This window comes from Streptomyces sp. LX-29, assembly GCF_029541745.1.
In the GTDB taxonomy this organism is placed as follows: Bacteria; Actinomycetota; Actinomycetes; order Streptomycetales; family Streptomycetaceae; genus Streptomyces.
In genome coordinates, this window is record NZ_CP089746.1 from 4,008,899 (window position 1) to 4,031,794 (window position 22,896).

Here is a 22,896-nt window from a genome sequence, read left to right on the forward strand (position 1 = left end):
CATTGCGCTGACCTGCGTGAACGGTGCCGGGTGCGATCGTGAATGTGGGCTCCTGGTAGCCCGTGTTGACCGTGGTTTACCGCTCGTTCTGGCACGCATCTGGCACGGTAGTAGCTTCGATCACTCGCACACGACTACGGCGCTCAGGGCGCGGGCGAAGAACGTGCAGTTGTCGTCCGTCGGCATCTCCTAGCCGAAGCAAGGTGCCAGCCAGTTCGGTGAGCTCTCGGGCCACGCTGCCAGCGCCTCTGGGCGGCTCTTAAACGACGGTCTCCTTTAGGTGTAGAACCCCCTTTCTGTCGCCAGACTCCTCAATAATCCGACCCTCTCGCAGTAGCCAGCGCACGACGGACAAAACGCGGTCAAAGTGCTCATCATTCCTACTGTTGTAAAGGGCTCCCGAAATATCCGCTACGTCCGCTAGTGAAAGCTGGACTCGTTTCTCTAGCAAGAAACATATCAATTCTCCGTCAAGCCTCGTTGTCCAATTTTCGAGAAGGTCATCAACGCGCTTATCGGCCTCCGCCCAGGAATGAGAAACGAGTTCACCTTGAGAGAGGAAGACCGGACACCGGTTAGTGAGGGAGATGATGAACGTACGCACCTTTGCCCAGGGGATGGGCTTCTCATCCTCGGATGCCGACCTATTTTCTCGGACTGCTTCGATCGAGTCGCGAATCAACTTTGGGACAGTCGAGTGGCCGTCTCTAACCAGCCTTTCTATCTCTTCGTAGATGGAAAGTCGAATCTGCTGGAATGGGCCAAAACTAGAAGTCCTAAGCACGGTAACAAATTCATCCGAACGCCGCGGGAAGATATTTTTTGGTTTAGGCTCCCCTGGGGGTGATGTGGCGGCCCCTGAACTTAGAACGGAGAATTCGCCTGGTGTCATGCGGTGTGCCTCTTGCTTCCCTTTCGGGGTTAGAATTACATAGGGGTTCGGGCTGCCAATGGGCCCTTGCTCGGTGACGAGACCTCTTTCGGCGGCGAGCGAGACTATATCGGAGATAAAGCGCGGCTTACCCGGGTATGTTCCTGGCTGTTTGCGGAATCGGGGATCTTGGATTTGGAGTACGCTTCTGAGATCTGTCTTACGAATTGGGTTCCCGTAGCGTGTAAGGGCGATCAAGAGGTGTTCGATTACCTCCTGCGGTTGCATGAATTCCTTGGGCCAAGTCGCCGGGAATGTCTCCGTGGTTGGTGCGAAATCATTCAAATCGATGAAGCTAACGCGATGAGAATGATTCGCTGCGAGAGTCTCAACGTTCTGTCTGATCGCGGAGTGAAAGGAAGCTACTGAGATGACCTCGCAGGCGACCAGGGCAATGAGGACTCTATCCACTATTGCGGCGGTGGCGCTATCTTCGCTTGTTCCGGCAGGAAGGGCCACAAGATCAAAATCGTAATCGTCCTGGGTGAATTCGCCGCGCTGTGTTTCGAGAATGAGCAATTCAATTTCATCGCTAGCTGTCGCGTCGACAAATGAAAGAAAAGCGTTCAGGATGCTTCCCGCGCTGCCTGAATGGGCTCTCGTTATATCGACTATGTAGCGCACCACGGATTACCTCCTAATGCGTGAGGGGCAGGCGCTCGCGAAATTATGAACGCCTGCCCCATATCGCTTACTCATCCTCCATTGCAAAGCCTCTAGCTCTGATTCTTATTTATTGCCCAGTTGAGGAGAGCTCCTGCAGCAATCGCCCACAGAAAATGCAGTGTCATCTCCTGATGTTCCGGGGCAACAAGAGCCACGGCAACCAGTGCAAAAGAGTAGAGAATGAGTTCAGTTTCGCGATCCAATGCCGTCCCACTTTCGTGATCAGATGGTTTCTCTGTCAGGAATGGGACTGTGACTGGAGGATTTATAGGATCCGACTTTTCGAAGGTGCGGCTATGCCGACGGCTCCATCGGACTACGGAAAGGCGACTACGGGACTCAGACTGTATCGCGGGTGTTCCGCTACATGTCCAGCATACGAGCACTGACTTGGCAATGCACTCCGGCGTCATCGGTAGGTCAGGGTCTCTTGCAGCTCTGATCTTGAGGCACGCCTGCTAGCAGCATGCTGAAGCTCGCGAGGTCGGTGGAGCGGGTTTGGGCGGTGGCCTGCCCGGTCTGGGGTCGGGCATGGTCAGGGGGCCGTACGCTCGTTGGCAACTCGGGCAGGCTTTGGACCTGCCCGCAATTAGCACGAGTGGCCCCCTGGCCTTGCCCGACGCGGGACCCGGACTGGGGAGGTGCCTAAAGCCGTGGAGCCGACCCCCAGCCACGACGGTGCTCTTCTTCTCAGCCAAGGCGCTTGCTGCTGTCGCGCGGCCTGGCGGTCGAGCCGGAGCGGGGGCAGAGACAGGAGCGGCGGCCCGCGCCGCTGGGCCGCGCGCCGCGCTTGCGCGGCGCCTTGACGGTGTAGGGAATTCGTATTGAGCTCGGGCAGCGACGGTTTTCGAAATCCACGGCGCCTGTGCCGCCGGTAGCCGAACTGAGGGCAAGACGAGGTCCTGAGTGGGCGGTTCGTGACTCTTTGAGTGGATCTGCTGTCGCCTGATGGTGTGGCGGCGGGGCGGAATCTGCCGGTCCGCGGTTGGTGATCTGGTGATGTGACCGGGTGAGTGAACGCAAGCCGTATCCGAGTGACTTATCGGACGAGCAGTGGTCGTTGATCGAGCCGGTGATCACCGCGTGGAAGGACCGGCACCGTTCGGTCAGCGGCCACCAGGGTGCCTACGACATGCGGGAGATCGTGAACGCGATCCTTTACCAGGGGCGGACCGGCTGCCAGTGGGCCTATCTCCCGCACGACCTGCCGCCCAAGAGCGCGACCTACTACTACTTCGCCGCCTGGCGGGACGACGGGACCGACCAGGTCATCCATGAACTCCTGCGCTGCCAGGTCCGTGAACGCGCCCGACGATTAGAGGACCCGACCCTGGTGGTCCTGGACACCCAGAGTGTCCACGTGGCCGCCGGGGTCCCCGCCTCCACGAGCGGCCACGATCCGGCCAAGCGGGTGCCCGGCCGCAAGCGGGGTCTTGCCGTGGACGTCCTCGGCCTGGTCATCGCGGTCGTCGTCCTCGCCGCGAACACCCACGACAACGCCGCGGGCATCGTCCTGCTGGACCAGGTCGCCGAGCACGCCGGCGGAAGCGTCCGCAAAGCCCTGGTCGACCAGGGCTTCAAGAACCAGGTCGTCGAACACGGCGCCGGCCTGGGCATCGACGTCGAGATCGTCGCACGCAACCCGCAGGACAAGGGGTTCGTGCCGCAGCCGAAGCGGTGGAGGGTCGAGCAGACCTACGGGATCCTGATACTGCACCGGCGCCTGGTCCGCGACTACGAGCACCGCCCCTCCTCCTCCGCCTCCCGCGTCTACTGGGCGATGACCCACGTCATGACCCGACGCCTCACCGGCGCGAACGCCCCCACCTGGCGCACGGCGCAGGCGGTGGCAGCGTGAACATCCAGCCCCTGCTTGACGCCCTGGACCTCCAGGAAGACGCCGCCCGGGCCCTGGCCAACGACCTCCGCGCACAAATCAACGACCTGCAGACCCGGCTGCGGGAGGCCGAGATGCACCTGGAGCACCTCGCGATCACCCGCAAGACCATCACCGGCCTCGCCGACCGGCTCCCCGCATCCCCGCCGGAACTGCCCGAGCACCCGGACTACCCCCGCATCCTCGCCGCCTTCAACCACGCGACCGGGCCGCTACGGGCCAAGGACGTCTGCGAAGCCCTCGGCCACGAACTGCTGCCGAAGAACGTCGAAGGCACCCGCGCCAAGCTGAAACGCCTGGTCAAACTCGGGATCCTCACCGAGGCCGACACCGGCAACTTCGCCAGGAAGCAATAGCAGACGGAACCTCCACCAGCGACCTTGCCCCAACCTCAACCGGAAACGGACATCACCTCACGAACCGCCCACTGAGAGCAGCAGAAGGCGGCCGCACTGATCGCCTTCATCAGTGCGGCCGCCGTGACTCCCGTAGATCAGCCTGGACGTTGAACGCCATCCAAGGGCGTGGTGTAGACCGCCGTGACGCGGTCCCCCGCCATCACCAGGTCGGCGACCTCCACCACCTGGCCATGTACGTCGATGGACTTCCTCTTGATCACCAGTAGGGACACGCCTGCTGAGACGCCGAGAGTGATTGCCTCGGACTCGGACGGCATGCGAGTCGATAGGTGTTCCTGGAAGTGGTCGAGCTCCACACCCGTTTGGACGAGCCAGCTACCGGCCTTGTCTTCTCTCGGTGCTCCCTCGCCCATGGGCTCAGGGGAGTCCGTGGCCTCGGTGTCGTACGGCTGGTATGAGTGCACGATCGCGTGCGGCGCAGCGTCGCCGCATCGCTGGCAGTGGTAGACGAACTCCACCAGTGGCGTGCCCTTCTCGACGCCCATGCGGGTCGCGAGCTCCTCGTCGGCAGTCAGCTCGCGGGAGCTGACGAAGGCGACGCTGATCTCGCGGCCGTCGCAGGTGTAGCTCCTCGCGCCGGATTCCTGCGCGGGCCAGTGTCGGCTGCTGACGTACTCGATCCGGCGGGGTGCGGCGAGGACGAAGGTGCCGACGCCGTGGCGTCGCTCGATCAGGCCGTCGAGCCGAAGCGCTTCGAGGGCGCGCCGCAGGGTCGGCGTGCCGATCCTGTACTGACTGGCGAGGTCCCTTTCCGCGGGGAGGCGTGCCCCGCTGGCGAGCGCGCCGGTGGAGATGAGTCGACGGAGATCGGCCGCGACCTGCTCGTACCGGTATGCCATGTGGTCACTGCTCCTTGGCTCGGGTGGGGTCCGGGGTGGTGCGGTGGCATTCGCAGTCGCAGCGCTCGGTGAGGACGAGCGTTCCGAGCGCCCAGGGCGGCTTCGGGGGAAGCCGCACCTCGTGCGGGCCCGGACACTTCTGGTGCAGGTCGGCGTACTCGGGCCGGGGCCACTTCTCGACGAGGTGGCAGTGCGGCGCCAAGTAGCGGTCTTTGGTGGGCCTGCTCATCAGGCCCGTCCGAGCGTCCGGGCGCGGCGCATGGCGGCGGCCGCGGCCACGGCGTCGTAGCCCTGCTCCAGCGAGAGCGGGGCGCAGTCCGGGCAGTAGTGCCGGGTATGGCCACCGCCGGACGCGCCGTGGATCAGTGCAGTCCTGGGCTTGTCGGTCGGCTTCTCGCAGCGATTGCAGGTCCGTGTGGTGGGGTGGTCGGTACCGTCGGTCATGTCGTCAGCTCCCTGTGGCTGGTGGCCACTCCCGGCGACGGCGCCCACCGCCGTCGCCGGGAGGCTCTTCTGGCTCGCCCACCCCGTGGTGACTCACACCCGCCTGCGGTCGCGTACCGCCCGTGTCGACGACCGCCCAGGCGACGCTTCCTGCGGCGTTGCCGTAGTGGCCGAACCGGTCGGCCATCTCTAACGCGGCGAGGACCGCACGCCACCGCACCGGAGACAGCGGCTCGGGGACCTCCGCCTCCAGGCGAATCCGACCAGGCTGCCGGAGCAGCCGCGGCACGCAGCCGGCGGCGGAGAGGAGCGCCTCGATCGCCTGCGCTCGTGATGCAGAAGCAGGCACAGCAGTCCCTCCGCCACAATGAAGTCACTCAGGGTGAAGCTAGTTAACTAGATTAGAGCTAGTGGACTAGATTTGCCACATGCCTGCGGAGCTGCCGCCCTATCTCGCCGTCGCCGACCAACTGCGGCAGCGCGTCGCCAGCGGAGAATGGTCGCCCGGCGACCGACTTCCCTCCCGCGCCCAACTCGCGCAGGACTACGCTGTCGGCGACAACGTCGTCCGCCGCGCGCAGGAACTACTCATCGCCCAGGGGCTCCTCGAAGGCCGCGCCGGATCCGGTACCTACGTGGCCGAACCGCGGGAGCGAGTGCGCATGGTCCGGTCCTCGGCCCGCGAACAGCACGGCGGGTCGCCGTTCCGCGCGGACCTGGCCAGCCTGGGCAAGGACGGCTCCTGGGAACATCGAACCGAAGCCAAGGTCCCGGCCCCGGCGGGGATCGCGGCGCGGCTCGGCCTCGCCCCTGGCGAGCTGTGCGTCCGTACGGAGTACGAGTTCCTGCTCGACGGCAAACCCGTGCAGCTGTCGACCAGTTGGGAGCCGTACGCCCTCACCGGCGGCACCATCGTGGTCCTGCCCGAGGGCGGCCCCTACGCCGGCCGCGGTGTGGTCGAGCGCATGGCCGCGATCGACGTGGTGGTCAGCCACGCGGTGGAACAGCCGGAACCGAGGCTCGCTACCGCCGACGAGGCGAATCTCCTGGGCGTGCCGAAGGGTGCCCTCGTGACCCACATCCAGCGGACGTACTACAGCGAGGACGGCCGCCCGGTAGAGACGGCGGACATCGTCATCCCGGCGGCCTACAGCGAGATCGTCTACGAGATCCCCGTCCGATAGGGGCTCGGGCCGGCCAGAACGACCGAGAGGAAGAGCTCCCGGCCCCGAGCCGACGAGCCTTGCGGGGGGAAATTCCTTGGACGCGATCGCCCAGTTAGTAACGATCGCCGCGGTCATACTCGGCGCCCTGACTTCGTACGCTACGAATGAGCTCATGGAACGGAGCAGGCGCAAGCAGGCACTCCGCACCCGCTGGGACGGGCACAAGCTCGACGCCTACGCGGAGTACATAGGTCGGGTCCGGTCCTCGATCCACGCCTCAGTGCTGCTGTACGAAGTCCGCGAGGAGATGCGCACGGTGGCGCGAACCGAGCGTGAGCTGGAGGAAGACCTCACGAGCATGGGCATCGCCCAGGCGCTCGCGTTCGAACGCGTGATGCTGCTCGCCGGGGACGAGGTGATCGAGGTCGCCCACTCGGTGCAGGAGGCAACGGCCGCCATCGGGTGGCAGGCGCGAGGCGTGGTGGACGGCACCTTGGCTGCGTGGCGTCAACTGCACACCGTCGCCTTCGAAGCGATCAACCGTTTCCACGAGCGGGCGAGGTACGACCTCGGGGTGAGCGGCGATTTTGACGGACAGCAGCACACGGCGCGTGGGCTGCTCCTCCCCAACTCGCGGGCCGAGGTCGAGAACGACGGATCATGACCATTCCCGGCTGGTCACGACGGGCGTTGACCGAAGCGCTGTTGTGACCTTCGCGGATGGGGGACCATAGCGGTGCCGGGTTTACGGGGAGGCACGAGTGACACGTACCGCGCGTTGGTTGTTAGTGACCGTCGGGGCCTTGGCCGTCTTCGGCTTGTGCGTATGGCTGGGCGACCTCGTTTTGCCGTGGGATCGGCCGGAGCGCATCGCCACCGGAGCAGGCGCGGGGGCGGTCATCGCCGGCTTGCTGGGCGCCTGGGCGGCATCGGTGATCGGTTCCGCTCCAGGGCCGGCACCCGGACCACCGCAGGGAAACACCGCATCGGGAGAACGGTCCGTGGCCGCAGGTGACAACTCCGGCGTCATCATCACCGGTGACGGAGGCACGGTCCGACGATGAGCCTGTCGCACGGTCCCGCTGCGGCCGGAGGGCGATCGGCTGCGGCGGACAGCAACTCTGGGGTTGTCGCCACGGGCGACAATCCTCGGATCGAACAGCGAACCCTGGTCCTGCCTCCTGATGCGCTGCGGCCGGCGGTGACCGAGGAATCGGCGGCGTGCCTCAACAACCTGCCGAACCCTGCCAGCACGGTCTTCGAAGGCCGAGAAGACGCCTTGGAGACGCTGGCGTCACTACCCTCCACCGGTACGGGGATCGTCGCCCAGAGTGTGCGCGGCATGGGTGGGGTGGGCAAGAGCACCCTGGTGCTGCATCATGCGCGACGTCACCTGAGTAGCGGACGCGGGCCGGTGTGGTGGATCACCGCCGAGTCTGCCGAGGAGGTGACCGCAGGCCTGGCAGCGCTGGCAGTCACGCTGAACCCAGTGCATGTCGCCCTGCCTCTGGACGAGGCAGCAGCCTGGGCGGTGAGCTGGCTTCAAGGTCGCACCGGCTGGCTTTTGGTCTTGGACAACGTGGAGGATGCCGCTCACCTGCACGATCTCTTGGGGCGCCTTTCGACGGGACAAGTGCTGATCACCACCAGACGCCACCTCCCATGGGACGGAATGGGGGCCCTGATTTACCTGGACACCCTTCACCCCGAGGCGTCCCTAGCCGTCCTGCGTGACCTCACCGGCCGCCGTGAGGACGCTGACACCGAAGTGTTGAACGAGCTTGCTGCCGAGCTCGGACACCTTCCCTTGGCTCTTCAGCAGGCCGGCGCATATCTTGCGCGGACCTGCACGAGTCCCAGCTCCTACGTGGCGCGGTTCCGGGACGATCCGGCAGCAGTCCTCGCCACCACCACTCCCGGCGACCCTCATCAGCGGACAATTGCTCGTCTCTGGCATCTGTCCTTCGACGCGCTCCAGGCCGCCGACCCCAACGCGGTCTACCTGCTGCGCATTCTTGCCTACCTTGGCCCGACCCCTCTGCCCCGCAGTGTCCTTGAGTTCCTCCCCATACATGTGGATGTCGATCAGGCATTGGGGCTCCTTGCTGCCTACAGCATGGTGTCTCTGAGCGAGAATGCCGTCGTTGTGCACCGACTCCTGCAAGCCGTGTTGCGCACCACCACGCTGTCTCGTCCCTCAGCTAAGAGGCGATGGCGTCTGCCGATCGTTCGACGACGTCGACCGAACCCAGCTCCCCCTCATCCAGCCAACGTCGCTGTTGTGCTGCTTTTGACGGCTGCCGAACGCCAAGATCCTCGAGAGGCGCGGGATTGGCCGTACTGGCAAGAGCTTCTACCCCATGTCCAAGCTGCCGCTGGTCACTATCCTCCGCACCAGGCTGACGCAGATTTGGCTCTGCTACTCAACTTTGCGGGAATCTATGCGAGGGCGCGTGGGCGAGCTGGCCATGCGTTGCCCCTAGATGAGCGTGCTTTGGCGATCGCCGAGGCTGCGTTGGGCTCCGACCACCCGACCACTGCCGTGTGTCTTGGCAACCTTGCAGCGACTTATGGCGAGCTGGGGCGGCACGCTGAAGCCCTGCCTCTGGAGGAGCGTGCTTTGGCGATCGCCGAGGCTGTGCTGGGCTCCGACCACCCCAGTACTGGCCTGCGGCTTGGCAACCTTGCAGCGACTTATGGCGAGCTGGGGCGGCACGCTGAAGCCTTGCCTTTGAAGGAGCGTGCTTTGGCGATCGCCGAGGCTGCGTTGGGCTCCGACCACCCGACCGCTGCCGTGTGTCTTGGCAACCTTGCAGTGACTTATGGCGAGCTGGGGCGGCACGCTGAAGCTCTGCCTTTGAAGGAGCGTGCTTTGGCGATCACCGAGGCTGTGCTGGGCTCCGACCACCCAGACACTGGCCTGCGGCTTGGCAACCTTGCGATGACTTATGGCGAGCTGGGGCGGCACGCTGAAGCCTTGCCTTTGCAGGAGCGTGCTTTGGCGATCACCGAGGCTGCGTTGGGCTCCGACCACCCGACCACTGCCGTGTGTCTTGGCAACCTTGCGATGACTTATGGCGAGCTGGGGCGGCACGCTGAAGCTCTGCCTTTGAAGGAGCGTGCTTTGGCGATCACCGAGGCTGTGCTGGGCTCCGACCACCCAGACACTGCCGTGTGTCTTGGCAACCTTGCAGCGACTTATGGCGAGCTGGGGCGGCACGCTGAAGCCTTGCCTTTGCAGGAGCGTGCTTTGGCGATCACCGAGGCTGTGCTGGGCTCCGACCACCCAGACACTGGTCTGTGTCTTGGCAACCTTGCAGCGACTTATAGCGAGCTGGGGCGGCACGCTGAAGCTCTGCCTCTGGAGGAGCGTGCTTTGGCGATCGCCGAGGCTGTGCTGGGCTCCGACCACCCCAGTACTGGTCTGTGTCTTGGCAACCTTGCAGCGACTTATAGCGAGCTGGGGCGGCACGCTGAAGCTCTGCCTCTGCAGGAGCGTGCTTTGGCGATCGCCGAGGCTGTGCTGGGCTCCGACCACCCCAGTACTGGCCTGCGGCTTGGCAACCTTGCAGCGACTTATAGCGCACTGGGGCGGCACGCTGAAGCCTTGCCTTTGAAGGAGCGTGCTTTGGCGATCGCCGAGGCTGCGTTGGGCTCCGACCACCCAGACACTGGTCTGTGTCTTGGCAACCTTGCAGCGACTTATGGCGAGTTGGGGCGGCACGCTGAAGCTCTGCCTTTGCAGGAGCGTGCTTTGGCGATCATCGAGGCTGTGCTGGGCTCCGACCACCCAGACACTGGTCTGTGTCTTGGCAACCTTGCAGTGAATTATGGCGAGTTGGGGCGGCACGCTGAAGCTCTGCCTCTGCAGGAGCGTGCTTTGGCGATTACCGAGGCCACGCTGGGCCCCGACCACCCGAAGACCGCCGTACGTCGTCGCAACCTTGCCCGAGCACGTGAAGCCCTCAACGAGACAGAAGGCAGCAATCAGTCGCCCTCGTAGCAGGTGATCAGCCGTTCCCCCCGAACCGCCACCCATCCATCGCCGCCAGCACCCGAGCCCGAGCCTCGACCACCGCGAACCGCGCCTCCCGCTCTCCCTCGTTCACGTGCGCCGCCTGGCTCGTGACCTGTCCCGGCCACTTCCGGTAGAGCAGCCCCGTCTCCGCGCTGAACCACCCGCGGCTCACCGCGCTCAGGGCCAGCAACAGCCCCGTGTCCTCCGACGCCGGCAGGGCCATCCACCCACCCAGCGCCAACAACAGGTCACGGCGCACGAAAAGCGTCGCAGGGTGGACCTGGGCGCGGTAGTTGTGCGCCTTCCAGTGGGCTAGGACGGCGCCCATGTCGATGGGTCCTTCGGGCGGGTCCTGGTCGAAGCCGACGGTTGAGCCGTCGGGCAGGAGGTCCAGTACGCGCGAGGTGGCCCAGCCGAGCTCCGGGTCGTGCTCCAGCGCGGCCAGGTCGCGGGCGAGGGAGCCCGGGGTCAGCATGTCGTCGGCGTCCAGAACCTTGACGTATCGGCCTTCGGCGCGGGAGAGCGCCATCGTGCGGGCGACGCCGGCGCGGCCGGGGCGGCCCTGGCCGAAGCTGATGCGGGCGTCGTCGGGGACGTACGGTCGGACGGCGTCCGTCTCGCCGTCTTCCTGGATGACCCACTGCCAGTCCCAGCCATCGGGCAACTCCTGGTCCAGGAGCGACTTGTAGGCGTCGGCCAGGTACTCGGCGGCCGGCGCGTGCACCGGGGTGATCACGGAGATCAGATTCGTCATGGTTACCACCTGGTCAGGGGAGTCGTGAAGACCAGTTCCGTCCGGTCTCCGGGCAGGGTCACGTCCGAGATCTCCACCACGCGTCCGGTGGTGTCGATCGAGGTCTTTCGCAGGACGATCACGGAGACGCCCTTGCTGAGGCCGAGCTCCTCGGTCTCTTCCACGGTCGGCGGTCGGGCCGTGATCCGCTCGACGATGCGGTCGAGCTCGATGCCGACGCGGTGGAGCTGGTTCTGTGTACCCCCGGGCCACGGCTCCTTGGTCTCGTCCAGGAGATCGGGGTCGACCGCGACCATGTCGTGGATGAGGTATGAGTGCGCGAGGTTGAACGGCGCGTCCTCGCCGTCGGAGCGCGTGCGGTAGACCCGCTCCAGCAGTCGCGTGCCGACCGGCACGCCGAAGGCGTCGGCCAGGTCCTCGTTGGCCTTGGTGTCGCGGTATGAGGCCCTGAACACGAGGTCGGAGATGGTGAGCCCGGTGTCGTGCTCGGTGGCGCCGGTCGTCAGGCGCTCTTCCTCGGAACGGCGGGCCCGGTCCTTCTCCCACTGGTGGCGCGAGTTGTTCCGCTCGACCCGCTGGCGGGGCTTGCGGACGAAGTTCCCCACGCCGTGCCGCTTGTCGATCAGCCCCTCGGCCTGGAGCTCGGCCAGGGCCTTGCGCAGCGTCGGCTGCGTGGTCTTGTACTCCGTCACCAGTTCGGCCTCGGCCGGCAGCTTCTGTCCCGGCTGGAGGTGACCGGTCCTGATGCGCTGCCGGAGCGCATCCGCGATCCGCTCGTACCTCGCCATGGTGCCCACCGCCTTTCACGTCGTCCGACACCCACAGCTTAAGTCCTTAAGAGGTGTTGACGACATGAGGTCTGCGTCTCTATGGTCGGGTCAAGTCCTTAAGAGGTCTTAAGCACAAGACCTCTTAAGGACTCGCCAGCAGTGCTGTGCCATGCCCGCCGACCGAGGCGCGGCGCCGCGCGGCCACCGGCCTAATCCGCGAAGGAGATCCCCGTGCTTCTCGCCCTCGGCGACGTCGTCCGCGTCCACAACGACCAGACCCTCGGCACCGTGGCCGGCTTCGCCAGCCACAGCCACGGCAACATGGTCTGCGTCCAGGTCAGCGGCGGCACCGTGCGCGCCATCCAGCCGCATGACCTGGAGCTCGTGGCCCGCTCCTTCAAGCCGGTGACCACCGGCCAGTCGCTCGCGACGCTGCTCTTCGTCGTGCTCGGGCTGGCCGTCGCCGTGGTGAACGGGATCTCGGTCCACAACCTGGGGGCGGACCTGTTGCTGACCACCTTCGTGACCATCGCCTCGCTGACCACGATCACCGGTGGCCTGGTCAACACCTTCCAGCGGCCGCGCCGGATCCGCGTCTGATCACAGCCCTCGTCTGGCCTTGCTCCACCCCGGCGCGGCGGTCCTCCCGTGCAAAGGACATCGCCGTCGCTCCGGTCTCCCTGTCCACGCGAGAACAGGAGCACACCGTGACGCATTACCTCGTCGGCGGCCGCCTGGTCGCCATCCACGACGAGACCGTTGAACTGTCCCTCGGCACGCCGCCCGAACTCTGGCTTGGCGTGAAGGGGGAGAGCGAGGAGGAGCGGGCGGGCCGGCTGGCCGCGGCGCGCGACATCTTCGCCGAGGAGCAGGACCCGAACGTCATCGACCTCGTGATCCGGCTGACGGTCGCCGCGATCGAGGCGGACGCCGAGGACCTGTTGAGCATGGCCGCGCCGGCGCCTCGGCGCGGGGCCGAGGACGGCGCCGCCGGGAAGGGGGACCGATGACGACCAGGAAGGACTTCGGGTCGCAGGAGTTCCGCCCGCTGACCCTGGGGGAGCTGAGCACGCCCGTGCTTGCCCTGCACGCGCTGGCCACCGTGCACGCGAGCCTTCCGGCTCCGTCCCTGTCGATCTCCACCATCTACCCGGATCAGTTGAGCCTCCAGTTCTTCGGCGACCTCGCCGCGTTCGAGGCGTGGCGCGAGGCGTTGAGCATCGAGCCCGGCGGTATCGAGTACGGCGAACAGAGCGGCGGCCGCACCCGTGTGTTGACCGGATACACCGAGTACGCCGGCGCCCGCATCCGACTGACCGCATACGGCGATGTCCTCATCGCCACAGCGGGCGGTGGCGCGTGAACCGCACTGGTAGGACGCTGCTCGTTCTCGCGCTGGTCGCCGTGGTCGGCATGGCGTTCCGCGTCTCGTGGAACGCGCTGCGAGACGTGGCGAAGGCGGTCGGGGCGGACAACACGGCCGCGACGCTGTACCCGTTCGTGGTCGACGGCCTCATGGCGCTGGCGCTGGTCGCCACGCTGGTGCTCGATCGCGCCGACAAGCGGTTCGCGTTGCGCGTGCTGGCCGCGTACACCCTGGCCTCGCTCGTTCTGAACTACGTACACGGGCTGGTGCCACAGTTCCACGCCCGGTCGGTCGTCTGGGGCCGGTTGGCTGACTGGGACCCGGCGAACTGGGCACTCGTGCTGCTGGCCACCTCGTTGCCGGTCGGCTCCATCTTCTTCGGTTCCGACCTGGTCGCCCGAGTCCTGCACCACCGCCCCGACGCTGACGCGGTCGCGGCCGTACCGGCCGCGGGAGAGGGCGAGCGTACGGCCCCGGAGGGGCCGCGTACGCACCCCGTACACCCGGAGTCGAACGCGCGCTCCATTTCCGCCGCTGAGGTGGAGCCGGAGCGCACGGGCGCCCGTACGCGGGAGCCCTCGTACGGTCCGAACGCGCAGGTCACACCCCGTACGCCCGCACCTGAGAAGACGCTGCGTACGACCACCGCACGCACCGGCCGTACGGCCGGGCGGAAGGCGGCGGACCGGGCGTTCGACGAGGCGGAGCTGGAGCGTACGCGTCAGCGTGCAGAACAGGCGTACGCCGAGTCCCTCGATGCCGGAAACCCGATCGGCCCGGCCGCGCTGGGCCGGGAGTTCGGGTTCTCAGAGGGCTGGGGCCGCAAACGCATCAAGGCCGTGGAAGAACGCCGGACCGCCGAAGCGGACCGCCGCCCGCACCTAGTCGGCGCGGCCGCCGGCTCCTGACGGCGCTGCCCGGCCTGGGCATCGAGCGCCAATCGTGCGCCCAACGAACCAGCTCTGATCCGCACGGCCTGACACGGGGCCCGGTCTCACACCGACCAAAGCAGCGGCCGGGCCCCGGCACTCCCAACACATCAGTGAAGGAGCACGCACCATCATGACGGAGACAACCACCTCCCCTCCGCCGAAAGCCCCCAAAGCGCCGGAAGACACGACGGCCGAGGTACTGCCGTTCCCGTTGAAGAAGAAGCCGGCCGACCCCGATGCTCTCGCCGCGGGCGAGGTCAAGCCCGGCGAGTGGGAGGCCGAGCTTCCCGACGAGAACCCGGACGACGACGGGCAGGTGGCGGAGGGTGATCCGGTCGACCCGTCCCCACACCTCTACCCGCCGTCGATCGCCGACGTGATCGAGGCCAAGGACAAGGCCCGCCGGCCGGTCCTGCCGGACTGGCTGACCAGCGCCAAGCAGCGCGCCGCGGTCGCCAGGTGGGCCGCCGGCCACTACGGCCAGACCAGCCTCTACCACCTGCTCCGCACACCCGTGTACTCGGCCAAGCTCCTCGGCTACGCGCCGCGCGGCGTGTGGCGCTGCACGGCCGGCACCTTCCGGTGGGTCTTCGACGCCGAGGGCAGGCCGTTGCGGGCCGCGGCGGTGCTCGCCGAGGACGCCGGGGAATACATGGTGCTCGCCCGCAGGCGGGACGCGCGGGTACGCCTGCGCGGCGCCATCACCGCGTTGGCCGCCATCGTTGGGCTGGGTGCAGCGCTGGCGCTCTACGTGCTGGCGCCCACCTGGCTGGGCTGGCTGTCGGCCCTCGCCGTCACCGCCGTGCTCGGTGCGGTGGGGACGCCGGCGGACCGGCCGCTGATCGATGTGGCCAAGGTGAAGTTCCGGCACCGCAAGCTGACGTCCGACATCGTCAGCCGCGCGTTCGTGGCGGCCGGGCTGACCACCAAGGACCAGGGCATCGCGTTCCCGCAGCCGATCCGGCAGGACGGCGACGGCTGGCGGGTGGTGGTCGATCTGCCGTACGGCAAGACGTTCGCCGACGCCGTCAAGAAGCGCGAAGCTCTCGCCTCCGGCATCGACGTGGCCGAGACCCAGGTCTTCCTGGACCGCGATACGACCAGCTCCCGGCGGGTGTCGATGTGGGTGGCCAACCGCGACCCGCTCGCGGTGCCCACCGGCCGCACCCCGCTGCTGGGCGCTTCGCGGGTGGACTTCTGGAAGCCGTTCCCCTGGGGCCGTGACGAGCGCGGCAACGAGGTCGCCATCAGCATGCTGTGGCTCTCGTTGCTGGTCGGCGCGGTCCCGCGGCAGGGCAAGACGTTCTCCGCCCGTACGATCGCGCTCGCCGCGGCGCTGGATCCGTACGTCAGGTTGTACGTGTTCGACGGGAAGGCGTCGCCGGACTGGCGCGCGTTCGTCAACGTCGCGCACCGGATCGGGTTCGGGACCGTGGCGCAGAAGGGTGTGGACCCGGTGATGCACCTGGTCTCCTCCCTCCAGGAGCTGAAGGCCGACGTGGAGGACCGCTACCACCGGCTGTCCGAACTCCCGCTGCACATCTGCCCGGAGGGCAAGCTCACCCCGGCCATCTCTCAGGACATGCGGTACAACATGCCGCTGGTGCTGTTCGTGGTCGATGAGGTGCAGGAGTACCTGATGCACCCGGTGCACGGGAAGACCATCCTGGAGCTGCTGGTCTTCCTCGCCAGGGTCGCCCCGGCGGTCGGGGTCTCGGTGATGACCGCGACGCAGAAGCCGGACGACACAGCGTGCCCGTCGGTGCTTCGTGATCAGCACCAGGCGCGGTTCGCGCTGCGGGTCGGCGCGTACCAGGTCTCTGACACCATCCTCGGCGCCGGCTCCTACAGCGAAGGTCTGGACGCGTCCCGGCTGCTGAAGTCCCACAAGGGCGTGGGTCTCCTCAAGGGCATGACCGACGACTCCGGGATCGTGCGCACCTACCTCGCCGACGGACGCGACGCGGAGACGATCCTCATCCGCGCCCGTGCCCTGCGAGAGGCCGAGGAGACCCTGACCGGCGACGCCGCCGGTGAGGCGCCCAAGGACGCTGCGCTCACCTCCGTCTTGGACGACGTGGCCGCCGTGCTGGGCCGCGGTGAGACCAAGGTGTGGTCCGAGACCGTGGTCGACCGGCTCGCCGAGACCCGGCCCGAGGTCTACGGCGCCTGGGCCCAGATGGAGCCCAAGCCGAAGGCCGAACAGCTCACCACCGCTCTCAAGCCGTACGGCATCGGCACCGAGCAGATCAGCCGCCGCATCGACGGCAAGCAGGTCAACAAGCGCGGAATCGTCCGCGCCGACATCGTCAAGGCGATCACAGAGCGCGACAAGAAGCGCGGCGCTCACTAGCCCGGGAAGCCCGCTACCGGTAGCGGCGGAACTCGCTACCGGTAGCGACCCCGCTAGCAGCTCACACACCCACTGATCAGTCCGCTAGCAGATAGCGGCCGACCCGGGGAAACCCCGGAATCAGCCCTGGAAGGCACCTGGTGACCCTCGCGCTGCTCGCTAACCTCACCCTCTTTGTCGTCACTCTTGGTTACGTCGTGCTGTGTGCGGTCTCGCCGTTCGGCGACTGCCGCAAGTGCGACGGCTTCGGCGCGAAGGTCCGCGTCACCCGCCGCGGTCGAGCCAAGGTCGGCCGCATCTGCCGCCGCTGCCGCGGCGAAGGCAAGCGCCTCCGGATCGGCCGCCGCCTCCACAACCGCGCCCGCCGCCTTCGCCGCGACGGCACCCGCTGAATCCATACCCATCACCCGAAGGAGACCCGCCACCATGCCGCTTCCCGAGCGCTCCTACACCGCCGCCGAACGCCTCAAGCGCCTGCGCCTCATCGCCAAGGGCTCCCGGCTGATCCTCGCCGACGAGCACGCCAACACCCGCCGCATCGACAAGCAGATCGATGCCATCGAGGCCCGGGCCGAGCAGCGCGCCCGCGACAACGCCCGCGCTCGCCGCGAGGCCGAGTTGGCCGCGGCCCGCGAGAAGGCCGCCAAGAAGCGCGGACGACGGTGATCTGAATGGCCATCACCGTATCCGTCGTCGTCCTGCTGGGCGTCGCGCTGCTGGTCGCGCTCAAGATGCGCACCCTCGCCGCCGGCGGTGCGCTCCTGGCGGTGCTGTTCGGCTTCTACCTCGCCGACACCGACGCCGCCCCGGCCATCAACCAACTGACCGACTCCATCGCCACCGCTATCGCCGACATCGGGGACTAGCCATGACGAACACCGAGCGGCTCAGGGCTCCGCACGTCCCCGCCGCACCGATCAACAAGTCGCATCGGGGATGCCCCATCCGCCCCGCCACGCAGCCGTAGAAACACCCGAGGCGGCGGCGCTCCCGTGCAAGGACATCGCCGCCGCCCCGGTCTCCCTGCCGCCCGAAGACAACAGGAGACGCCCATCATGACAGCCGAGGCCATGCCGCCGCACGGTGGCCTCGTACGGCACCACTACGGCGGTCCGGAGCCGCGCGCCGACTGGTTGCCGCCTCAGGATCTGGACGCAGAACAGAGCGTGCTGGGGGCAATGCTGCTCTCCGCAGCCGCCATCGACGAGGTGGTCGAGGTCATGGACCCGGCCGACCACTACCGGCCCGCGCACGAGACCATCCACCGCGCGATCCGCGAGATGCACGACGGAGCACAGCCGGTCGACCCGGTCACCCTCGCCCACCACCTCGACGAGCGCGGCGACCTGAGCCGCATCGGCGGCGCAAGCTACCTGCACACCCTCGTCCAGGCCGTGCCCACGGTCGCGAACGCCGGGTACTACGCGGAGATCGTCCGCGACAAGGCGGAGCGCCGCCGACTGATCGAGACCGGACACCGGCTCGCGAGTCTGGCCGCCGACCCGGGGATGGGTACAGAGGACGTCCGCGCCGCCGTGCTCGCCGAGGCGCGCGAGCTGGAGGCCCGGCCCGCGGCCGCGGAGGACCCGACGGCCGACAAGCCGGCCCCGCCGTCCAACCCGCTCTACGACCCGCTCCCCGGGCTCCGCCGCCCCCACCGGCCGGGCCCGACCCCTCACCCGGACGTGTTCTGCGGCTGGATCGGCGAGACCGTGGCCCAACTGGACGCCACCACGGAGGCGGACCCCATCGCCGTCCTGGTCAACCTGCTCTCCGCCGCAGGAGCCGTCATCGGCCGCGGTCCGCATCTGATGGTGGGCAACGATCGGCACCCCTGCCTGATCTGGGCCCTGACCATCGGCCCCACCTCATCTGGCCGCAAGGGCTCCGCCACCTCCACGGCACGTCGCGTGCTCGCCGAGGCGCTGCCGGACTTCTTCGGGCCCGACCACACCCCGCGCGGACTGAACTCCGGTGAGGGGCTGATCGAGTACGTGAAGGACGACCAGGGCGAGACCGCCAAGCCCGCCAGCCTCGACAAGCGGCTGTGGGTCGTCGAGTCCGAATACGCCGTCACGATGGCCCGCGGCCGGCGCGAGGGCAGCAGCCTGCCCGGCGTGCTGCGGCAGGCGTGGGACGGCGACTCGCTCGGCTCGATGGTCCGCGAATCCCTCAAGGCCACCGACCCCCACATCGCGATCCTGGGCCACATCACCCCCGAGGAGTTCCGGGCCAAGATGCAGGGCTCCGAGATGGCCGGCGGCACATACAACCGCTTCCTGCCGATCTTCTGCCACCGCAACCTCGTCCTGCCCGGAGCGCGGGGCGCCAGCCCGGAGCTGGTCGCCAACCTCGCAGCCGGCTGGCGCACGGTCCTCGCCGACGCCGCCCGCGTGGAGGAGGTCGGGTTCAGCCCCGATGCCTGGGCCCTCTACTGCGACGAGGTCTATCCGGCGCTCAGCGACGACTCCGCGGGCGGCGTGATCGCCCAGTTCACCGCCCGCGCCGCGCCGTATGTCCAGCGGGTCGCCATGGTCTACGCCCTGTGCGATCACACGGACACGATCGCCGAACAGCACATGAGGGCGGCCTGGCACTTGCTGAACTACGCCCGCGCGTCGGCCTTACATCTCCTGGGCGATGTCTCCGGAGATCCGAAGGTCGACAAGCTCGCCGCCGCCGTGCGTGCGGCCGGAGCCGACGGTCTGACCGCCGACCAGGTCCGGAAGCTGTTCAAGAACACCCTCAAGGCCGAGCGCGACCGGCTCATCGCGGCTCTCCTCGACCTGCCCGGCTACATCCGAACCCAGCGTCCGAGCGGCGGCCGCCCGGCCACCGTTCTCGCCTACATCGGCTAGGTGGAAGGGCGCGAAGGGCGATAAGCCGCCTGAGCTGGGAGAACACCGAGTCGATAACGGCGGCGGAAAGCCGGCCGAAAGATCCGCAGCGCATAACAGCCCGCTCTTTCCGCCTGCTTCCAGGATCCCTTACCGCCCCGGCAAAGACCCAGCTCAGACCGCTTACCACCCTTACCGCTCTTTCCGCCCCAGCGACACCGGGGCGGCGGCACTCCCGTGCAAAGGACATCGCCGCCGCCCTGATCTCCCCGCCCGCACAGATCAGGAGAGTTCATGAAGGGGAACCGACCCATGCATGACCGGTACCTCAGCGTCGCCCAGGTCGCCGAGCTCCTCGGCACCACCGACCGCTTCCCCCGCCGGCTGATCGCCGAACGCCGCATCGCTTACGTCAAGGTCGGGCGCCACGTCCGGATCCCGGAAAGCATCATCCGCGAGTACATCGAGGCCAACACCGTGCGCCCGGTGCAGCCTCGCCGACGCCGCATCGGAAGGGCCGCCTGATGGCCAACAAGAAGGGCAAGCGGCGTCGGTTCGGAGCGGTTCGGAAGTTGCCGTCCGGTCGCTTCCAAGCGCGCTATCCGGGTCCCGACGGGGTCATGCGCCCGGCTCCCAAGACCTTTGAGACCTCCGGTGAGGCTGACGACTGGTTGGCCGAGAAACAGACCGAAGTGCGTCGGGGCGACTGGCAGGACCCGGACGCCGGTGCGGTCAACTTCGAGGAGTACGCCCTGCGGTGGGTGAAGGAGCGCGGGCTGTCCGCCACCACCGACGAGCTGTACAGGAGGCTTCTGCGGCTGCACATCCTCCCGACGTTCCGCGGTTGGGACCTGGACGAGATCACCCCGCCCCGCGTCCGCACCTGGCGTGCTGAGCGGCTGGAGGTGACCGGGGACACCACCGTCGCCAAGTCCTACCGGCTGCTGAAGGCCGTCCTGGAGACTGCCGTCGAGGACGAGTTGATCCGCCGGAATCCGTGCCGGATCAGGGGCGCTGGCAAGGAGTCGGCGGGGGAGCGCCCGACCGCCACTGTGGACCAGGTGGACGTGCTGGCTGACGCCATGGGGCCTCGCTGGCGGCTGATGGTCTACATCGCCGCGTACGGGCCCGCCCGTCCGGAGGAGCAGGCGGAGTTGCGGCGGCCGGACGTGGATCTCGACGCCGTCGGCGTGTGGGTCCGCCGGGCCGCCCCGGAGCTGACGACCGGGCGTCGGGTCGTCGGCGATACGAAGTCCGCGGCGGGTATGCGGTTCATCGTCCTGCCGGCCTTCATGCGGAAGGACCTGGAGAGGCACCTGAAGTGGTTCGCGGAGAAGGAGCCGAACGGCCTGCTGTTCGTGGGGGAGAAGGGAGCCCCGTTCCGACGGTCGACCTTTGGACGGAAGTGGCGGAAGGCGCGGGTGAAGGCCGGACTGCCGGAGAACTTCCGCTTTTACGATCTACGTCACACCGGGCACACCCTCTCGACGCAGTCGGGCGCGACGCTCAAGGACACCATGGTCCGCGCCGGGCAGTCCTCCGAGCGGGCCGCGATGATCTACCAGCACTCGACGCGTGAGCGGCAACGGGAGGTGGCAGCGGGGATCGACGCCCGCGTCAGGGCCGACCGGAAGGCGGTCGCCGAGAAGCGCGGCGAGCGGGCATCTGGCACGGATCTGGCACGAGATGCTTGAGCCGGTCTAGACAACAAAGAAGCCCCGGGCCGCTGGCCTGGGGCTTTTGCTTGGAGCGGGTGACGAGAATCGAACTCGCGCTCTGAGCTTGGGAAGCTCATGTTCTACCATTAAACTACACCCGCGTAAGACGCTGATTCGCTCAGCGCTTCATTCGTCGCACACTGTACCCCATTCCTGACCCCGGGCGCACTTGTCTCGGGGTCTTTCTGTTGTGCGGAGGGTCGGGACGCGGCTGTGGGCGGGGGGAGTTGGGGCGTACGGTGGGGTAGCCCCGGTGCGGCGGAGTGCCGCTTGGAGCGGCGGGTGGTTCATCCCCTAATGTGGCTTTTGTCGTTCACGTCTTGGGGAAGGGACTCGATGGAGCGCACCATCGTCCGTTGTGCCGAAGGGCACATGTTCAGCACCTCTTCGTTCCCGATGCGGAATCTCACGGCCGCGCGGCTCGGCCCCGGGCGGCTGTTGCGCTGCCCGCGGTGTGCGCGGCTTCGGCACGCGGTGCCGGTGGTGCCGGACAAGCGGTAGCGGTACGTAAGGGGAGCACGGCGCGGGGTGGTCCGGTTGGGGCGGGCCCGCGCCGTGCGGGTTGTTTGCGTATCCTCGTCCCGTGCTTCTCTCAGACAAGGACATCCGGACCGAGATCGACGCCGGGCGGGTGCGGATCGATCCTTACGACCCCGGCATGGTGCAGCCGTCCAGTATCGACGTGCGCCTGGACCGCTTTTTCCGGGTGTTCGAGAACCACCGTTACCCGCACATCGACCCCGCCGTCGAGCAGGCCGACCTGACGCGGCTGGTGGAGCCGGAGGGGGATGAGGCGTTCATCCTGCACCCCGGCGAATTCGTGCTGGCCTCGACGTACGAGGTCATCTCGCTTCCCGACGACATCGCCTCCCGGCTGGAGGGGAAGTCCTCGCTCGGGCGGCTGGGGCTGCTGACGCACTCCACGGCCGGGTTCATCGACCCCGGTTTCTCCGGGCATGTCACCCTGGAGCTCAGCAACGTCGCCACGCTGCCGATCAAGCTGTGGCCCGGGATGAAGATCGGGCAGCTGTGCATGTTCCGGCTCACCTCGCCGGCCGAGCACCCCTATGGCTCCTCGCGGTACGGCTCCCGTTACCAGGGGCAGCGCGGGCCGACGCCGTCCCGTTCCTACATGAATTTCCATCGGTCCCAGGTCTGAGCCGCAAGAGCCTATAGAGAGTGTCTGAATTCCCCATGAGTACGCCCCGGGAGAACCTCACCTACGAGCGCTTCGGTCTCGCCATTCGCGAGCTGGCGCAGACGATCGCCGATGACGGCTACGAGCCCGACATCGTGCTCTCCATCGCCCGTGGCGGGGTCTTCGTCGCCGGCGGTCTCGCCTACGCGCTCGACTGCAAGAACATCCACCTGGTGAACGTGGAGTTCTACACCGGGGTCGGCACCACGCTGGAAATGCCGGTCATGCTCGCCCCCGTCCCGAACGCGATCGACTTCTCCGACAAGAAGGTCCTGATCGCCGACGACGTGGCCGACACCGGGAAGACGCTCAAGCTCGTCCACGACTTCTGCCTCGGCACGGTCGCCGAGGTCCGCAGCGCCGTCATCTACGAGAAGCCGCACTCCCTCGTGAAGTGCGAGTACGTCTGGAAGCGCACCGACGACTGGATCAACTTCCCGTGGAGTGTCGAGCCGCCCGTCGTCCGCCGCGAGGGCCAGGTACTCGACGCCTGACGTCGCCGGCGTTCGCCGCACGACACGGACGCACCACACGGACGAGGGCCTCGGGGTTGATCCAACCCCGAGGCCCTCGTGTTTCTCCGTCCTC

Annotated in this window: 25 protein-coding genes and 1 tRNA gene; 18 read left to right on the forward strand and 8 right to left on the reverse strand. The window is 67.3% G+C overall.

Features of this window, described 5'->3' with window-relative positions; translation table 11 throughout:
* Nucleotides 1–259: 259 nt before the first annotated feature.
* Nucleotides 260–1,555 carry a hypothetical protein gene (locus LRS74_RS17260; protein ID WP_277741836.1) on the reverse strand — a complete coding sequence of 432 codons (1,296 nt, stop codon included), beginning with the start codon at nucleotides 1,553–1,555 and terminating at the stop codon, nucleotides 260–262.
* Nucleotides 1,556–2,606: 1,051 nt separating this feature from the next.
* On the opposite strand from LRS74_RS17260, the gene LRS74_RS17265 reads away from it, so the two are divergent.
* Nucleotides 2,607–3,455 (forward strand): IS5 family transposase, encoded by an 849-nt coding sequence (locus LRS74_RS17265; protein WP_277741837.1) that lies wholly within the window; start codon nucleotides 2,607–2,609, stop codon nucleotides 3,453–3,455.
* Entirely contained in the window at nucleotides 3,452–3,850 is a 399-nt protein-coding gene (locus tag LRS74_RS17270) for a hypothetical protein (protein ID WP_277741838.1), read from the forward strand. The genes LRS74_RS17265 and LRS74_RS17270 overlap by 4 nt, the downstream gene beginning before the upstream one ends.
* 137 nt (nucleotides 3,851–3,987) lie before the next feature.
* On the opposite strand, the gene LRS74_RS17275 is transcribed toward LRS74_RS17270, so the two are convergent.
* Genes LRS74_RS17275 through LRS74_RS17290 form a run of 4 tightly spaced genes read right to left on the reverse strand, consistent with a single transcriptional unit; the run spans nucleotide 3,988 to nucleotide 5,545 of the window.
* Nucleotides 3,988–4,752, reverse strand: coding sequence for a GntR family transcriptional regulator (locus tag LRS74_RS17275; protein WP_277741839.1), 765 nt, complete (start codon nucleotides 4,750–4,752; stop codon nucleotides 3,988–3,990).
* Between the two features lie 4 nt (nucleotides 4,753–4,756).
* Nucleotides 4,757–4,981 (reverse strand): hypothetical protein, encoded by a 225-nt coding sequence (locus LRS74_RS17280; RefSeq protein ID WP_277741840.1) that lies wholly within the window; start codon nucleotides 4,979–4,981, stop codon nucleotides 4,757–4,759.
* Nucleotides 4,981–5,196 (reverse strand): hypothetical protein, encoded by a 216-nt coding sequence (locus tag LRS74_RS17285; protein WP_277741841.1) that lies wholly within the window; start codon nucleotides 5,194–5,196, stop codon nucleotides 4,981–4,983. The genes LRS74_RS17280 and LRS74_RS17285 overlap by 1 nt, the downstream gene beginning before the upstream one ends.
* A gap of 4 nt (nucleotides 5,197–5,200) precedes the next feature.
* Complete coding sequence (locus LRS74_RS17290) at nucleotides 5,201–5,545, reverse strand: hypothetical protein (RefSeq protein WP_277741842.1); 345 nt, start codon at nucleotides 5,543–5,545, stop codon at nucleotides 5,201–5,203.
* A gap of 79 nt (nucleotides 5,546–5,624) precedes the next feature.
* Here LRS74_RS17290 and LRS74_RS17295 point away from each other — a divergent pair, with 79 nt between their 5' ends.
* From LRS74_RS17295 to LRS74_RS17305, 3 genes are all read left to right on the forward strand, one after another.
* Nucleotides 5,625–6,380 carry a GntR family transcriptional regulator gene (locus LRS74_RS17295; protein WP_277741843.1) on the forward strand — a complete coding sequence of 252 codons (756 nt, stop codon included), beginning with the start codon at nucleotides 5,625–5,627 and terminating at the stop codon, nucleotides 6,378–6,380.
* 154 nt (nucleotides 6,381–6,534) lie between these two features.
* Nucleotides 6,535–7,026 carry a hypothetical protein gene (locus tag LRS74_RS17300; protein WP_277741844.1) on the forward strand — a complete coding sequence of 164 codons (492 nt, stop codon included), beginning with the start codon at nucleotides 6,535–6,537 and terminating at the stop codon, nucleotides 7,024–7,026.
* Nucleotides 7,027–7,422: 396 nt separating this feature from the next.
* The gene (locus LRS74_RS17305) at nucleotides 7,423–10,365 is read left to right on the forward strand and encodes a tetratricopeptide repeat protein (protein WP_277741845.1); all 2,943 of its coding nucleotides are present in this window, start codon (nucleotides 7,423–7,425) and stop codon (nucleotides 10,363–10,365) included.
* Nucleotides 10,366–10,372: 7 nt separating this feature from the next.
* Here the strand turns inward: LRS74_RS17305 and LRS74_RS17310 are convergent, their stop codons facing one another.
* Together LRS74_RS17310 and LRS74_RS17315 are read right to left on the reverse strand one after the other, a co-directional pair.
* Nucleotides 10,373–11,134: a glycosyltransferase family 2 protein gene (locus tag LRS74_RS17310; RefSeq protein WP_277741846.1), complete on the reverse strand. Its 762-nt coding sequence runs from the start codon at nucleotides 11,132–11,134 to the stop codon at nucleotides 10,373–10,375.
* Nucleotides 11,135–11,136: 2 nt separating this feature from the next.
* Complete coding sequence (locus LRS74_RS17315; RefSeq protein ID WP_277741847.1) at nucleotides 11,137–11,922, reverse strand: GntR family transcriptional regulator; 786 nt, start codon at nucleotides 11,920–11,922, stop codon at nucleotides 11,137–11,139.
* A gap of 213 nt (nucleotides 11,923–12,135) precedes the next feature.
* Between LRS74_RS17315 and LRS74_RS17320 the strand changes: the two genes are divergently transcribed.
* The 11 genes from LRS74_RS17320 (at nucleotide 12,136) to LRS74_RS17370 (ending at nucleotide 21,086) form a co-directional block, all read left to right on the forward strand.
* Nucleotides 12,136–12,504, forward strand: a complete 369-nt coding sequence (locus tag LRS74_RS17320; protein ID WP_277741848.1) for a hypothetical protein — start codon at nucleotides 12,136–12,138, stop codon at nucleotides 12,502–12,504.
* 107 nt (nucleotides 12,505–12,611) lie between these two features.
* Nucleotides 12,612–12,914, forward strand: a complete 303-nt coding sequence (locus tag LRS74_RS17325; protein ID WP_277741849.1) for a hypothetical protein — start codon at nucleotides 12,612–12,614, stop codon at nucleotides 12,912–12,914.
* Nucleotides 12,911–13,267, forward strand: a complete 357-nt coding sequence (locus LRS74_RS17330; protein WP_277741850.1) for a hypothetical protein — start codon at nucleotides 12,911–12,913, stop codon at nucleotides 13,265–13,267. The genes LRS74_RS17325 and LRS74_RS17330 overlap by 4 nt, the downstream gene beginning before the upstream one ends.
* Nucleotides 13,264–14,178 carry a DUF2637 domain-containing protein gene (locus LRS74_RS17335; protein WP_277741851.1) on the forward strand — a complete coding sequence of 305 codons (915 nt, stop codon included), beginning with the start codon at nucleotides 13,264–13,266 and terminating at the stop codon, nucleotides 14,176–14,178. Before LRS74_RS17330 ends, LRS74_RS17335 begins: the two co-directional genes overlap by 4 nt.
* A 154-nt stretch (nucleotides 14,179–14,332) precedes the next feature.
* Nucleotides 14,333–16,555 (forward strand): cell division protein FtsK, encoded by a 2,223-nt coding sequence (locus tag LRS74_RS17340; RefSeq protein ID WP_277741852.1) that lies wholly within the window; start codon nucleotides 14,333–14,335, stop codon nucleotides 16,553–16,555.
* A gap of 140 nt (nucleotides 16,556–16,695) precedes the next feature.
* Nucleotides 16,696–16,947 carry a hypothetical protein gene (locus LRS74_RS17345; protein WP_277741853.1) on the forward strand — a complete coding sequence of 84 codons (252 nt, stop codon included), beginning with the start codon at nucleotides 16,696–16,698 and terminating at the stop codon, nucleotides 16,945–16,947.
* A gap of 34 nt (nucleotides 16,948–16,981) precedes the next feature.
* On the forward strand, nucleotides 16,982–17,221 hold the full coding sequence (locus tag LRS74_RS17350) for a hypothetical protein (RefSeq protein ID WP_277741854.1): 240 nt from the start codon (nucleotides 16,982–16,984) through the stop codon (nucleotides 17,219–17,221).
* Between the two features lie 5 nt (nucleotides 17,222–17,226).
* Complete coding sequence (locus LRS74_RS17355) at nucleotides 17,227–17,421, forward strand: hypothetical protein (RefSeq protein ID WP_277741855.1); 195 nt, start codon at nucleotides 17,227–17,229, stop codon at nucleotides 17,419–17,421.
* Nucleotides 17,422–17,610: 189 nt separating this feature from the next.
* Complete coding sequence (locus LRS74_RS17360; RefSeq protein WP_277741856.1) at nucleotides 17,611–19,413, forward strand: DnaB-like helicase N-terminal domain-containing protein; 1,803 nt, start codon at nucleotides 17,611–17,613, stop codon at nucleotides 19,411–19,413.
* A 291-nt stretch (nucleotides 19,414–19,704) separates the two neighbouring features.
* Entirely contained in the window at nucleotides 19,705–19,917 is a 213-nt protein-coding gene (locus tag LRS74_RS17365; protein ID WP_277741857.1) for an excisionase family DNA-binding protein, read from the forward strand.
* Nucleotides 19,917–21,086 (forward strand): tyrosine-type recombinase/integrase, encoded by a 1,170-nt coding sequence (locus tag LRS74_RS17370; protein ID WP_277741858.1) that lies wholly within the window; start codon nucleotides 19,917–19,919, stop codon nucleotides 21,084–21,086. The genes LRS74_RS17365 and LRS74_RS17370 overlap by 1 nt, the downstream gene beginning before the upstream one ends.
* A gap of 51 nt (nucleotides 21,087–21,137) precedes the next feature.
* Here LRS74_RS17370 and LRS74_RS17375 read toward each other — a convergent pair.
* Nucleotides 21,138–21,211 (reverse strand) — tRNA-Gly (locus LRS74_RS17375).
* Between the two features lie 482 nt (nucleotides 21,212–21,693).
* Here LRS74_RS17375 and dcd point away from each other — a divergent pair.
* Nucleotides 21,694–22,269 (forward strand): dCTP deaminase, encoded by a 576-nt coding sequence (dcd, locus tag LRS74_RS17380; RefSeq protein ID WP_277741859.1) that lies wholly within the window; start codon nucleotides 21,694–21,696, stop codon nucleotides 22,267–22,269.
* Nucleotides 22,270–22,304: 35 nt separating this feature from the next.
* The gene (locus LRS74_RS17385; protein WP_277741860.1) at nucleotides 22,305–22,802 is read left to right on the forward strand and encodes a phosphoribosyltransferase; all 498 of its coding nucleotides are present in this window, start codon (nucleotides 22,305–22,307) and stop codon (nucleotides 22,800–22,802) included.
* Nucleotides 22,803–22,896: the final 94 nt, after the last annotated feature.